Origin of the sequence: Shewanella frigidimarina NCIMB 400 (assembly GCF_000014705.1) — a bacterium.
Taxonomy (GTDB): Bacteria; Pseudomonadota; Gammaproteobacteria; order Enterobacterales; family Shewanellaceae; genus Shewanella; species Shewanella frigidimarina.
This window is the reverse complement of sequence record NC_008345.1, coordinates 1541133-1556184: the sequence shown is the minus strand read 5'-3', so window position 1 is coordinate 1556184 and position 15052 is coordinate 1541133. Positions and strand designations below refer to the sequence as shown.

The window sequence follows — 15052 nt, the reverse complement described above, 5'->3', positions numbered from 1 at the left end:
TTATGGCTAAGCCACAGCACGGCAACATCTCGTCAAATCATAAAAAGAAAGCGCTTACAGCATGTGTTTCATCACTTATATACTTAGGTGTCAGCCATGCTGCATTAGCAGCACACCCAACCATTACCCCACAAACCTTACATGCATTAACGGTGTTACCAGATAATGAAAAGCTGCGTATTGGCGATCGTATTAGCCAAGTCGAAGATGACATTAACCGCTTATTGCCTCAGTTAACCTTAGAGGAAAAAGTGTCTTTGGTGCATGCCGCGGGCAAGTTTCATATACCTGCTATTGAGCGCTTAGGCATACATGAAATGTGGATGTCAGACGGCCCACACGGTGTGCGCTACGAGATCGATCGCAACTCATGGGCACCCGCAGGATGGACTAACGATTACTCGACCTATTTACCGCCGTTAACCGCAATCGCCGCCAGTTGGGATCTTAACATGGCCACGCTGCACGGCAATGTGCTTGGCGCCGAAGCACGTCATCGCAATAAAGATCTTATTTTGGGCCCTGGTGTAAACCTCGCGCGCCTACCGTTATACGGGCGTAACTTTGAATACATGGGTGAAGACCCGTTTTTAGCGGCGAGTTTAGTGGTGCCCGAAATCAAAGCGATTCAGGCCAATGATGTCGGCGCCACCGTAAAGCATTATGCCCTTAATACCCAAGAACTAAACCGCACAAAAGTAAATGCCAAACCTGATGAGCGCACCTTGCGTGAAGTGTATTTACCAGCGTTTGAAGCGGCGGTAAAACAAGCCAACGTACATGCCATCATGGGCGCCTATAACGAATTTAGAGGCACTAACGCCAATCAGAGCGAGCACTTAGTCAATACTATTTTAAAAGGCGAGTGGGGCTTTCAAGGGGTGTTGCTTACCGACTGGAACGTCGACATCAACACTTATGATGCCGCCATGAACGGCCTTGATATTGAAATGGGCACAGATGTCGCTGATTTTGACGATTACTTTATGGCAAAACCGCTACTAGAGATGATTAACGCTGGCAAAGTACCAGTATCGGTACTTGATGATAAAGTCCGCCGTATTTTACGGGTGCAACTCAGCATCGGCATGATGGATAAACACCGTTTATCCGGCGAGCGTAACACTCAAGCTCACCGTGATGATGCCCGCACACTGGCTGCAAATGGCATTGTATTACTTAAAAACGATAACAAGGTATTACCGCTACATGCTGACAAACTTAAACATGTCTTGGTACTTGGTCCTAATGCCGATAAACGCCATGGATTTGGTGGCGGCTCATCAGAAGTTAAAGCACTCTACGAAATCAGCCCATTAGCTGGTTTAAAAGCCAAGCTGGGTGACAAGGTCGACATTCAACTAATGCGTCCAGCCAGCAGCCAATTTATGCCGATACCCAATGACTATTTAACCACACGTCATTGGACTGGCACGCCATCGTGGCAAATTAATTATTACAATGACAACAAGATGACCCAGCTTGCCAGTGAGTCATGGATAGCCGATCCGCAATTTAATGCCAAAGGCCAAAAACAGTTTGTCGACATTAAAGCCAACATCAAACCTCTTGAAACGGGCAGCCACAGTTTTAACATAAAAGCTGACGGCCAAGTAGCATTGTACATTAACGATAAACCGCTAATTGCCACCACCCAAGCAGACCAAAGACATGTTATCAGTAAAGCCATGACCTTAACTGCTGGTGAGACTTACGCAGTGAGTTTACGTTACCAAGGCGACAAGCAAGCCACCTTAGGCTGGGAAACGCCCAACAGTTTGTACAATACCGAACAAGAGTATTTAGCCGCAGCCAAGAAAGCTGATGCGGTGATCTACTTTGGTGGCTTAAGTCATGCTGATGACCGCGAGTCTATCGACAGACCTGACATGGTATTGCCTGGCCAACAAGATGAGGTCATCGCCAAACTGCTCAAAGTGAATCCAAATACTGTGGTGTTTATGATTGGCGGCTCTGCGGTAGAAATGCCGTGGGCAGATAACGCTAAAGCGGTTGTGTGGGGCTGGTATGGCGGTATGGAAGCCGGTAATGCTTACGCGGATATGTTATTGGGCAATCAAAACCCTAGCGGTAAAATGCCAATAACCTTACCGAAAAAACTCACTGACACCGCGCCAATCGCGTTAAACGATTACAACGCCACTGAATCACTTTATAGCGAAGGGGTATTTATTGGTTATCGCTGGTTTGAACAACAAAATATTGCGCCGTTATTTGCCTTTGGCCACGGCCTGTCTTACAGCCAATTTGATTACAGCAACATCCGTCTTTCAAGCGCTAACATTGCAAATAATGACATGGCAAATGATGACATTGCTGACGATGACATTATCACCGTTGAAGTCGATGTCACGAACACCAGTAAAGTCGATGGTGCCGAGGTAGTGCAATTGTATCTGCACGACGTTAAAGCCAGCGTACCGCGTCCAGCAAAAGAGCTAAAAGGCTTTGATAAGTTATGGTTAAAGGCCGGTGAAACCAAAACAGCTAGCTTTACGCTAACCCAACGCGACTTATCATTTTGGGATGTTAATACCAATAATTGGCTCGCTGAATCAGGTCAATTTGAAGTGATGATTGGCGCATCAGTTGCCGATATTCGTTTACGTAAAACCTTTGATTACCAACATAAAGCCAAACCGTAGCGGTTCATTTTAATATCTTAAAACCAAAAACTGCCTGCGCCACATCGTGTTGGCGCAGGCAGAACCAAAACGTTAACGCTCAACAAATGCCATTAGTTGTTCGGTTAACCTTGTCGATAATGCGCTTTCACCCGCATGGTTAAGCAGTAATGCCACACATTCTGCTGTGCATAAACCACCTTCAATTTGATTGCGCCTTAGTGGGTATATCGACTTAGGTGGATTCACTAAAGACACTTTAGGCAATTCCTTTAGATAAGGGCTCTGATTAAACATTTTGCGCGCTTCTTGCCAAGTGGCATCGATAATTACTAAATATTCAGGCGACGCTAATGACAAGCCAGCCTCTTGCGTAATTTCATCACTTGGAAACACTAAGCCTACTTTACCCGCTTCAATCGCAGCCAATAATTCAGCATCGGGCTGTTTGCGGTGCCACTCAACCACTCGCGCGTTATCGCCTAAAACCTGTTTGACTAATTGGCCGGTATTATTAGCACGATCCATTTCTCGCGAATGCGTTAGTAAAATAATTTTCAACATAATTTTAAAAATAACACCTATAAAATAAACCGCTTAACGCCGTAATGACATACCGCAATACCAAAGTAATAAAAATTATAACGTCTATAAACGCTATTCAACCAACTGAAACGACTGCTTACTATAGACCGATACATTAACAATATGAAAATACGATATACTCTCGAAAAATCGATGAGCAAAATGGGTGAGTTAGCTAATCGATTATACCCCACGTATTTTACCCATAAACCCGAGTTCATATTTAATGATTCTACAGCAAGTTATTGCATTATTTTTCACTATGTTAATTTTGGCGATACTGCCGGGTCCGGCTGTATTTGCCGTGGTATCAAGAGCATTTTCAAATGGGTTTAAGCATGGCGCATTTATTACCCTTGGCGTGCTGATGGGAGATTTTGCTTATATCCTATTAGCCTTGTTCGGTTTGGCCGCCATTGCCAATGCCATGGGCCCTGCTTTCGAGCTGATAAAGTACGCCAGTGCGCTTTATTTATGCTGGTTAGGTTTCAGTATGTTGCGTGCAACCGCCAAAGGTGTTCAATTAGCGACAATACCGAAAGTGAGCCAATTTAAAAATTTAATCACGGGGCTGCTTATTGCCGTGGGCAACCCAAAAGCGTTGATATTTTACGTCAGCTTTTTTCCTGCTTTTGTGCCAATGGCCCATGTAGACCTTACCGATGTGATGATCATACTCGCCACAGCCACCTTGGCATTTGGTTCCGTTAATCTCACTTATGCTTATTTGGCGTCAAGTGCAAAACAGGTATTTACCTCCCCTAAAGCGGCAACGATAATGAATCGAACTGCAGGCAGTATTATGTTGATTGCTGGCATATTGATCGCCATAAATATATAGGATGTTGCAATGACCGCGTTACGCTTTACCCCACTGACTTTGACAAACGGACTGACCTTTAAAAACCGTTTAGTGGTGCCGCCAATGGCGTCACAAACCGCAGACTTAAATGGCCTAGCCACCGAAACAACTATCAATCATTACCATAATTTAGCCCAGTCTGGTGCAGGGTTAGTGATGGTGGAATACAGCCACATCAACTTAGCAGGACGAAGTGAGTCTAATCAGCTTGGGGCACATGATGATACTTGCTTACCCGGTTTGAACCAAATTGCCACAACGTTACATAATGCAGGGGTAAAAACAGGCTTACAAATTACCCATTGCGGCGGCAAAGACAGTGCAGGTATTAGCGCAGATATTATGGGGCCGTCAGGCATAACCGTGCCAGCATACGATCGTGTATTACCCACTCCTCGCGCCATGACACTGGATGATATCGAGACTTGGCAACAAGACTTTGTTAATGGTGCTATTCGAGCGGATAAAGCAGGGTTTGATTTAGTCGAGCTGCACTGCGCCCATGGTTACGGTATTAATCAATGGTTATCTCCACTCACAAATCAACGCCAAGACCAATACGGTGGCAGCCTTGAAAATCGCGCCAGAATATTGCTCGAAATAGTCAGTAAAATAAAACAAGCGGCGCCAAGATTAGCAGTAATGACGCGTATTCCTGGGCAAGACGGTTACCCTGGTGGTTTGTCTCATGACGATATGGGCCACGTTAGCCAATGGCTAGTTGATGCGGGGGTTGAAATACTTAATGTTTCATCAGGCATTGGTGGCTGGAATCGCCCTAAAGACAAACGCGGCGAGGGCTTTTTAGTTGAAGATGCAGCACCGCTGACAGGCACAACCACCGCTGCAGTAATTGGTGTCGGCGGCATTGAAAGTATTGATTACATCGAAACGATTTTAGCGACGAAGCAAGTCGATTTAGTGGCAGTAGGCCGGGCTATTTTGGCCGGACCAAGTGAGTTTGCAATCCGAGTGATGGCTCAACATAAATAATGCAGTAACATCAGCAATGGCTCGCGCTAAATGATGCTCTGGAACCTAAATCTAATCTTAATTGCTGAGTATTAAGTACTAAAAAGCCCCTCTATAACGCGTTATAGAGGGGCTTTTTTAGTACGTGTAGCAAAGACGAGTGATAGAAATTAGTTACCGATTATTTTCAATTTCTGTAGATAATCCGCATTGCTTAATAATGCTATCACCTCTGCGGGTTCCAACCATGATTCTAATTGCGGTAAGCTTTCAGCATGATTTAATTTCCATTCCGCAATAATTCTAGGGGCATAAAACGTCGGTTTTTGTTCACCTACGTCTGGTAACTGAGCAAGGTGCCATTTAAGTAATAAAGGATTATTAACCAACCGACTGAACGGATGTATGTGTCGAAGATGGGGCAAATTAGCCTCGTTTTCCTTCACTTTAACCAAAATGTTAACTGGTTTTTTTTCTTCAGGCGCTCGCAGTAATCCGACTGTTTTAATCCATTTAGTTCGTCTCGCGCCGCCGCTTAACCACGACAAAGGGATCGATAGCATCAACCCTATCGTAATCGGTAATAACCAGTAAAAGAGTTCTGTACTGAGCGATAGTGCGGTCAAAGCAAGCGCAACCCCAAACACGGTATGACCAAGATGAGCACGCATTACTGACATCCAGCTCAATGCACCATCGTCTCGAGATTGTGGCATCCAGCCACTGTCTTTGCCTCGAAATATAGACAACACCACGCCAAACTGCGACACCATCAGAATAGGTGCATACAGAGCAGACATGACCATTTCCAACAAGGTACTCAGAGTTAACAGTATTGGCCCGCCAAATTGTAAACACCGCGGAATATTAATCAAGGCAGCAAACCAGCCAAATGCTTTAGGTGCCAGCACAATGGCCATTGACACCACAAACAGACTTAACGCGCGCTCAGAATCAAACACTGGCCAGGTTGGAAACAGCGATGGATTAGCAAAATACTCCGGACGTATAAATGCCGCCTGAACCGCAATCGCAAGCCCGACCATAATTAGCGCTAACCAAAAAATGGCGCTCAGGTAAGACATCACCCCAGACAAAAGATGCAATCGCGTCGGCAATGAAAAACCGCGAGCAAACATAAATGCTGAATGCTGTAAATTACCCTGACACCAGCGTCGATCACGGATCATCACATCAATTAACGACGGTGGAGCTTCTTCAAATGAAGCCTCAATATCGGTATCAAAACGTACACCCCAACCTGCACGACGCAGCAACGCCGCTTCGATAAAGTCATGACTTAATACATGGCCGCCAAAAGGTGCTTTACCGGACAGAATAGGCAGATGACAGGACTCAGCAAATGCTTTGGTGCGAATAATGGCATTGTGGCCCCAAAAGTTTGATGACAAACCATGCCAAGCCGACAAACCCTCGGCATAAATAGGACCAAAGCATTGATTGGCAAACTGTTGTAAACGGCTATAAAGCGTATTGGCAAACACCAGTGTCGGTAAGGTTTGAATAAGACCGACGCCAGGTGCGCCAGCTAAACGACGTGATAATGTCACCATCGACTTTGCGCTCATGATGCTGTCAGCATCAAGCACTATCATTGCCTCATAATCACCGCCCCAGCGCTGAACCCAGTCGCCGATATTACCGGCTTTACGTTCACTGTTTTGGTGACGACGACGGTAATAAACCGGACACTGTGGTTGGCTGTTATTGATAAGATCCAGAAAAGTCTGTTCCTCAGCAATCCATGCATCTGCTCGATTAGTGTCACTGAGAATAAAGAAAGCATATTTACCCGGTGCGGTAGCGATTAAATCTGCACTCATCGCCTCTATTGTGGCCCGAATACGCAGCGGATCTTCATTGTAAATCGGTAGCAATACCGCCGTTTTGAAATCGGGTTCTGTCTCATTCTCTTTAATCAGGCGCGGTTTGAGATGCAACAGAAAACCCAATAGTGCCTGTGAAAAAGCAAAAGTAACCCACAGAAAGTTAATGCTAAACAACACCAAAAAAACCATTTGCAAACTGGTAATGGCATTGGTGTTAAGCACCAAATACATTTCTCTTATGCCATAAGTCGATAAGCTTGCTGTAACCATAAACACAAATAACTGTGCAACAAATGTGCGCAGCGTAAACCACACAGTTTGTTGATTCGGAGTTAATCTATGACCCGGTTCAGAAACCTCATGACGATTCATTAACAGTGGCGATTCGTCAGGCAATGCACGTTCACCATGATCAGTAATTTGAGCATCATTTGCTATCATAAAGGCCAGTCCTCTGCAGTAAATCGATACAGCCATGTCATACCAAGCGGTTTATCTTTGTTGCTTAGCTGTACACGTAACTCTGCAACCTCAGCATCTTGAGGATCGAACGTGATAAAAACTCTGGCACCATCAACACTGGGATTAGACTCAATACGTGATTCTAAAATAGCACCACTGCTGATACTGGCATCGACACGAATATGACTGACATCGTTGGCATTAATGTGACTGTAATCGATAACGATCTCATTTTTATCTGTCGATAATTTACGGCCCCCAGCAGTTCGAACCACTTTTACTTTGCCTTCGGTTTTAGGGATCTGGTCCACCCAGGTCAATTGGTATGAGTAAGTGAATGGCTGACCTTTTTTCAAGCCTTGTTCTGGCTTCCAATAGGCAACAATATTGTCATTGGCTTCAGAATCCGATGGGATCTCAACCAGTTCGACTCTGCCCTTGCCCCAATCACCTGTTGGTTCAACCCACGCAGATGGACGAAGATGATAATTTGCTTCAAGATCTTGATAATAATCTAATTTTCGATGTGGCTGGATTAAACCAAATCCTTTAGGATTCTCATCCATAAAAGAACTCACTTGTAATCCACGAGGATTATTCAGTGGCCGCCAAATTTTCTCACTATTGCCTTTTTCCATTAGCAAGCCTTCAGAGTCATGTACCGCTGGACGGTAATCAGCAGTATCAGCGCGATCTATGCCGCCATGCATAAACATTGACGTTAACGGTGCCAGACCCACATTCTTAACATCCTGCCTTGGGAAAAGCTTAACATCGACACCCATTCGGGTCGGATCGCCAGGGTAAATAGCAAAACGGTATGCACCCGCCACGCTTACACTGTCTAGTAACGCATGGACCACAATCGCCTTTTGATGGCTGGATGGACGTTCAATCCAGAACTTTTTAAACAAAGGATATTCTTCACCTTTAGGATCGGCAACATTGATGGCAAGTCCGCGGGTAGATATCCCATACGCTTGCCCTTTAGATACTCCGCGAAAATAACTGGCGCCCTGAAACACAAGGAATTCATCTTTATAATCATCGCGATTAATTGGGTAATGCAAACGAAACCCTGCATATTTGCCAACTTGCTCCAGTAATTTGCCAATTGATTCATCTGGCACTCTGAAGGATGATTCAGAGACTTCTACCGGAAATGATTTGCCATTCTCGACCACGTCAATATCAACTAACTGTTTATAAATATACCCGGGAGCAAATAGTTGTATTGAGAAAGGCGTGGGCGCATTGCCCCAAATAGCAGCATGTTGTTGGAAATTAATTTGTCGATAGGTTGAATAGTCTATTTTAGCCAGCGCTTCAGGGGCTTTTTTCGGTTCAATAAAGGGAGTCTGGGACAGTTTTCGAGCAACGTCTACGACGCTGTCATGGGAGAACGACTTGCCATCAGTTTTGGATACTGGCGTTTCTGCATAAGCAATATTTACCGATGAAACTAAAAACAGTGATACCACGAGATTTACTAAAATTTTCAAAGAAAAACGATCATCAATCATTTGTTTTATGGGTAAATTGAAAAGTACATTAGCAATCCTTAACATATTGAAACTCCTTATTAAAAATTCACAAAATAGTTTCACAACATCGTACTAATAACGGATCTGTCCCTAGGATATTAATCTAGGGTGATGTTATTCAAAGCTGGTATTAATCGAAGATGACTTTAGTAAAGATCATTTAAACGACCTCGTTGAGATAATATTTATCACTATCAGCATAGCTTCAATTAGTTAAAAAGATGAACCCAAGCATCTTGAACATTACGACTCAACTATTATTACCATCAAACGTAAATATTTTGAGTATTTTATCCACAATATGAATATTGTTTAACGCTCAATCCTATTTCGCTCAAATATATGGCTAATATGTAGCCATATGATGACTACTAGCAATAATTACAGCTAAATAAATACAACGAAATAATTGCTGCTAAGCGAAGTGTGCCATCCGGTAAATTAACCTAACGAATATTTTAGATACCACGGTATCGGGGGAACGACTAAAAGCGGTCAAAGGACTCAAGCTAAAAGAGCAATGACAATAGGGTTATAGGCAAAATATAGATAATCGGTTTAGGTATTTAATGGCAACGGCATGATTGCTGTGCTGTATGGTTTTGGCGCAGTAAACAACATCGTTATTAATAATGGCAAAGTGAACAAGAATAGCGCAAAGCTATTTGGCATAACCATTTATTAAACGACTGACGGGTAGCTTTATTGAACGCTCATGGCACTAGTGCTTATATTTGATAAAGCACTCGCTGAATGAGATTACACAGCATTTGAATCTATTGAAATGATGCCTTTAAAAATCAGCGGGTAGCGTCTTACCCGTTGGCCAATATCATCACTCATTACTTGGCGATATAACAGTTCGATGTCGTTATCGTCTTCAAACACCAACAGTAACCGATCAATTGCCGTGTGCAGGCCTTTTTTCAAATAAGGTTGAGCTTGAAACTCAGCAATATTATGTCTAACAATAGCAATTTTTTCAGGATGAAGCCGAAGCTCGGCAAATACCTGTTCAAAATAAGCAGTATGCTCAGCAGGAGTTGCACGGGATGAGCGCCGTTTTCTTGGCGCTGATGAGCCACGTTTAAAGTACACCGCAACCAAGGTTCATCTCCATTTTCGAGTCCATACTTATTTAATCAAAGTGTATCGAGTCAAAGCTTATTGAGCCAAAATGTATCGAGCCAACGTTTTTAAGCCAATGTTATCGAGTTCATCTAGGGTAATTGATAACCGCTAAATCACTTGAGCTTCGCGAATCTACACGCTAGTTCAAGTGATTTCCGTGTCATTAACTCAACTATTAACGCAACGATTAACTCAACAATGCTAATAAATCGTTCGCACTGCCCTGCCATGGACCTTGAGTCCCATCAGATAAAATACTGTCAGCCAAACCTTGTTTGTGCTGCTGCATTTCTTGAATCTTCTCTTCAACGGTGCCCTGGGCAATCAGTTTATAAACAAACACCGGGTTTAACTGGCCAATACGATGAGCACGATCGGTCGCTTGGCGCTCCGCTGCAGGGTTCCACCACGGGTCAAAATGAATAACCGTGTCTGCGGCAGTGAGGTTAAGCCCGGTTCCACCCGCTTTTAAACTGATCAAAAACACCGAGTTATCCCCCTCTTGAAAAGCATCAATCTGGGTTTGACGGTCGCGAGTTTGTCCCGTTAATTTACTGTAGCTAATTGTTAAGCGTTTTAGTTCGTCTTCAATCAACGCTAACATGCCAGTAAATTGGCTGAAGATAAGGATTTTACGACCTTCTTCAATCATTTCAGGCAGGTTTTGGATTAACCAGGTCATTTTTGCGTTGTCTTTAACTTGTTGAGCTTGTTCAAGCTTCACTAAACGTGGGTCGCAACAGGCTTGACGTAATTTCAACAATGCATCTAAAAACTCAATATGACTGCTCGACACCCCTTTCTTGGCAAACAGTTCACGCAATTTTTTCTCCATCACTAAACGGATAGACTCATACAAATTACGTTGATCTCTTTCAAGTTCCAGAGTTTGAATAATCACGGTTTTTTCAGGTAATTCAGACACCACTTCTTTTTTAGTGCGGCGCAGCATAAAGGGAGCAATACGCTGACTCAGTAACTGCGACTTTTCAACATCGGCCTGCTTCTCAATCGGACCACGGAACTGCTTATTAAAGTAGGTATGCTGACCTAATAAACCTGGCAAACAAAAATCCATCAATGATTTTAATTCGCCTAAATGGTTTTCAAGCGGCGTACCCGATAAACATAAGCGGAATCGACCTCTTAGAGTTTTAATCACTTGGGTGACTTTTGCTTGGGCATTCTTAATTTGTTGTGCTTCATCCAAAATAATATGCTCAAACACATATTCACAATAAATGGCTTCATCACGTAACATTAATGGATAGGTTGTCACGACCACATCAAACTGATTAATTTGATCTAATAAAGGTTGGCGTTTATTGCCGTGGATCACCACCACATTCAGCGACGGAGCAAACTTATTGGCTTCTTTTAACCAGTTCCCCACTAAGCTAGTGGGGCAAACAATTAAACTGGTGCGACGCTCGGTAGCGTCTTGCTTGGCTTTGAGTAAAAATGCCAACGCTTGTACGGTTTTACCTAAGCCCATGTCATCGGCTAAAATACCACCTAGTTGATATTCCTTAAGAAAACACAACCAGTCAAAACCTTGTTTTTGATAATCACGTAATGTCGCATTTAGGCCATCAGGTAACTCAACCGGAACCACCCCTTTAAACTCTGCGAGTTTGGCGGCTAAATTGCGCACACGTTCGCCATTAAGCAAACGCACGTCACTGGCAGATAAATCATTCAAAATATGCGCACGGTTGCGTGGTATCGAAATGACATCACCAGAATGACGATTAAATAATTCTTGGATAATACTAATCAGCGGCTTAATGGTTTTGGCTTTTATTTTAATAAAACCACCGTTAGGGCCAGGTAATAACAATTCATCATCGTCTGCCGGCTCACCATTTTGCTGCAACCAACGGGCAACTAAGGCTAATAACGGTACACTTTGGCCATCGATGTCGGCACTGAGCGATAATGAAAACCAGCCAGACTCATCATCGTCAACTAAGTCGACATCTAACTGTGCATCGGTAATTTGTAAGTCGAAGTCATCATCAAAATGAATCTCCATCCCCAGGGCAGTTAATGCATCAAGACCATTTTCGGTCAATTCAGACCATTCAAAAATCGACTCGGGTAATAACCCGACACTGACATAATAGGGTTGTTGTGAACTGGCCAGCGTAGCGTCTGGCTCAAGCGTCACTAAGCCTATATCCGCTAATGACTGTAATGCCGCGAGTTCTTGCTCGACATGTCTATGCACTTGATATTGAACTTGATTTTTTTTGACTAAGCTTATGCGTTCGGGTTTAGTCGATGCATTAAAGGTAATTTCACCGTAACAATGATCAACACGAATAACCGGTTGCAGAATCGGGTTGTTGGCAATGAGCTCACGCGTAAAGGTTAAGCGTGTTAACAGTGAGTCTGTTATCTCGCAAAAATCAATTTCACTAGGAACAGGCACCGTTTTAGGTGAAAAATGCTGGAGCATTTTATGACTAATGGCATCTACTTGAGCCAAGGGCACTGGCGGCATGTGTTGCAATAAACTTAACTTTTTAACTGGTAAATCAGTTTCTATTCTACCTAGATGCAAATAGTCTAATTCAACATACAAAGGTGGCTCGGTAGCAATAAACTCCCAATTATCCAGCCCAGGCATGCGCATTTGCATTTGGGTATGTTTTTTATCAATTTCACACCAGACAAATTCAGGTACAACAGATTTAGCCCATGTCAGGGGAATACGGTTTTCTTCCCAAAAACACACTTCGGCTGTGAGCATTTTAGTCAGTGCTAAAAATGAAATCTCACCTTCAATATAAATTTTAGAGCCATGATTATTTGATGACAGTAACAAGCTGATAATCTGTTTATCTTCAGGGTCTATCCACCACGGCATACTATAGCGAATATCGGCTAATGCCAGCTTGCTGCCTTTATTGTATTGGCCTTTTTTATTTAATTTACTGCGTTTAAATTCGACAAAAATACCATGAGGATCATTGGATAACACATAAATAATGCGATCTTTTTCTTCGTCCTCTTCCTCAAATTCGGCAACCGTTTTTTGCTCGTCAAGTTGGCGTAACCATTGGTGGATACGTTGCTCTTCAACCGGTTTTTTATCGACCAGTGCCAGCATCGCAGCAGCTACGTGTTTGCAGTTTGTTCTAACAGGGCAAGTACAATGTGAACGCATCACAATTTTGTGATTAACATTAACCAGAGTGATTTCTTGACGATAGGGTTCAGCAGCAGAGCCTTCTACATAGGCCTCAATATCATGATTATTACTGCTGGCAGTAACTTCTAGAACTCGACCTTGGATCAAATAGTTTTGCGCTTTTTGAATTTGGGTGGCCGAAAACAGTTTCGCAATCATCTCTAATGAAAGCTTAATGGGGAGATTAAACAGTTTCGCCGACATCAATACACCTAATAAAACCGCAGCAAAATAAACAATGGCTGCTGATAAAAAAGTTAACTTGCCATTCTATGGAAGAAAGCAGGCAATATCTAGGCTTTGCTGATCTTTCGAACAAATAACTCGTTCAAACACGCTATATTATTGCGATTACACATATTGGGTGGTCGCTAAAGCTCAGATACAGCAATAATCTGTATCATCATACGAATTAACATACACAAAAGTTTGCTTACCACTAAAGCCAATTTTAAACTTGAGTCGTTGGGAGATATTACCAAGAGGAATTTAAGGTGGGCGAATGTCTGACTAATGACTACTGACGTCGGTTATTTGTACACCGTCTCAAACATAAATAGAACATATGCCAAATGTAAGCCGAGCATAAGTTAGCCACGGTCGAATACAAGGGTACTTGGGCAATACAATCTCAATGAACTAGCCACTATCCAAAGCTGACTAGTTCATTGGCAAACACTAAAAACGTTCTACAGACCACTGAATCGCCATGAGCCCAATCGCAATTGAACCGAGCTGCATGCCCCAATGTCGATACCAAAGTGTATGGCGTAGAAACATCAATACAGGCAGCACTAGCGCTAAAATCGCCAACTGGCCGATTTCAACGCCAACATTAAACGCAAGAATCGCTAATAGTTTTTGATTTTCAGGCAAGCCAAGTTCGCCTAATACTCCGGCAAATCCCATGCCGTGTAACAAACCAAACGCAAACGTAATCCAACCTAAACGCAATACAATCGGCCACACATTATTTAGTGCCGCAAACAATACCGACAATGCAATGCCCAGCTCAACCCAGTGACTACTAAAATTAATAAGCCCCAATGCGGTGGCGGTTAACGTTACCGAATGTGCCAAAGTAAAGGCAGTAATAATCCACGCGGTATCTTTAAATATTTGCTTAGGCTTATCTATCGCGTGCCATTTCTGTTGTTCACGCACCAATACGCAGGTTAACAACAACGCTAATAAAAATAAGATATGATCAGTGCCCTTCCAAATATGAATTACACCTTGGTAAACATATTCAGTAAATGTATCGCTGAACTGACTTTCAGCTAAATTAATCAATATGATCGGGTTATCGTTACTGATCACTCGCGTGTATTGATGATCGGGCGTGGCAATGGTGGTAATAACTTTATGATCAGTATCTATATTGAAGAAAGCTTGATAATTAATGGTCAACACTCCGGGGCTATCACATTCAGCCTGAAATGAACTGACTAGATAACCTTCACTAAAATGCTGGTCAACTTGCTGCGTTGGGTTAAAACTCAGTGGACAATCTTGCTCTCGGCTGATTGCCAAAGATGAACGTAAATAATCTACTATCGCAATTTGATGAGCTTGCAGCTCCCCCCACGCAAGCTCGCCATCTTGGTTATCATCAATAGGGACAACCTGGTTTATGTCAAAAAAGCGCACTTGCCAATCGCCTTGAATTTGTCCGTATTTATCTAAATGAACAGACAAATAACTGGTGCTCATTTGATGGGCTAAACTGCTCTGACTGAACAGCAACATTAGCAGTAATAATCCACCTTTCATCACCGAAAAAAAACGTGTAAATGCCTTCACTG

At 43.0% G+C, this 15052-nt stretch carries 9 protein-coding genes; 3 read left to right on the top strand and 6 right to left on the bottom strand.

What is annotated here, in order from left to right; genetic code table 11:
• The first annotated feature begins 2 nt into the window (after positions 1-2).
• Positions 3-2666 (top strand): beta-glucosidase, encoded by a 2664-nt coding sequence (locus tag SFRI_RS06720; RefSeq protein WP_011636781.1) that lies wholly within the window; start codon positions 3-5, stop codon positions 2664-2666.
• 72 nt (positions 2667-2738) lie between these two features.
• Here the strand turns inward: SFRI_RS06720 and SFRI_RS06715 are convergent, their stop codons facing one another.
• The gene (locus SFRI_RS06715) at positions 2739-3209 is read right to left on the bottom strand and encodes a tRNA-uridine aminocarboxypropyltransferase (RefSeq protein WP_011636780.1); all 471 of its coding nucleotides are present in this window, start codon (positions 3207-3209) and stop codon (positions 2739-2741) included.
• A 247-nt stretch (positions 3210-3456) separates the two neighbouring features.
• Between SFRI_RS06715 and SFRI_RS06710 the strand changes: the two genes are divergently transcribed.
• Together SFRI_RS06710 and SFRI_RS06705 are read left to right on the top strand one after the other, a co-directional pair.
• Complete coding sequence (locus SFRI_RS06710; RefSeq protein ID WP_011636779.1) at positions 3457-4071, top strand: LysE family translocator; 615 nt, start codon at positions 3457-3459, stop codon at positions 4069-4071.
• A 9-nt stretch (positions 4072-4080) separates the two neighbouring features.
• Positions 4081-5085, top strand: coding sequence for an NADH:flavin oxidoreductase (locus SFRI_RS06705; protein WP_011636778.1), 1005 nt, complete (start codon positions 4081-4083; stop codon positions 5083-5085).
• Between the two features lie 149 nt (positions 5086-5234).
• Here SFRI_RS06705 and mdoH read toward each other — a convergent pair whose 3' ends face one another.
• The 5 genes from mdoH to SFRI_RS06680 all read right to left on the bottom strand — a co-directional run bounded on the left by mdoH (position 5235) and on the right by SFRI_RS06680 (position 15050).
• Positions 5235-7355: a glucans biosynthesis glucosyltransferase MdoH gene (gene mdoH, locus SFRI_RS06700; protein ID WP_011636777.1), complete on the bottom strand. Its 2121-nt coding sequence runs from the start codon at positions 7353-7355 to the stop codon at positions 5235-5237.
• The gene (locus SFRI_RS06695) at positions 7352-8944 is read right to left on the bottom strand and encodes a glucan biosynthesis protein G (RefSeq protein WP_011636776.1); all 1593 of its coding nucleotides are present in this window, start codon (positions 8942-8944) and stop codon (positions 7352-7354) included. The genes mdoH and SFRI_RS06695 overlap by 4 nt, the downstream gene beginning before the upstream one ends.
• A gap of 735 nt (positions 8945-9679) precedes the next feature.
• The gene (locus SFRI_RS06690) at positions 9680-10027 is read right to left on the bottom strand and encodes a hypothetical protein (RefSeq protein WP_011636775.1); all 348 of its coding nucleotides are present in this window, start codon (positions 10025-10027) and stop codon (positions 9680-9682) included.
• A 211-nt stretch (positions 10028-10238) separates the two neighbouring features.
• Positions 10239-13451 (bottom strand): DEAD/DEAH box helicase, encoded by a 3213-nt coding sequence (locus tag SFRI_RS06685; protein ID WP_011636774.1) that lies wholly within the window; start codon positions 13449-13451, stop codon positions 10239-10241.
• Between the two features lie 474 nt (positions 13452-13925).
• Positions 13926-15050 (bottom strand): HupE/UreJ family protein, encoded by a 1125-nt coding sequence (locus SFRI_RS06680; protein ID WP_011636773.1) that lies wholly within the window; start codon positions 15048-15050, stop codon positions 13926-13928.
• Positions 15051-15052 lie beyond the last annotated feature (2 nt).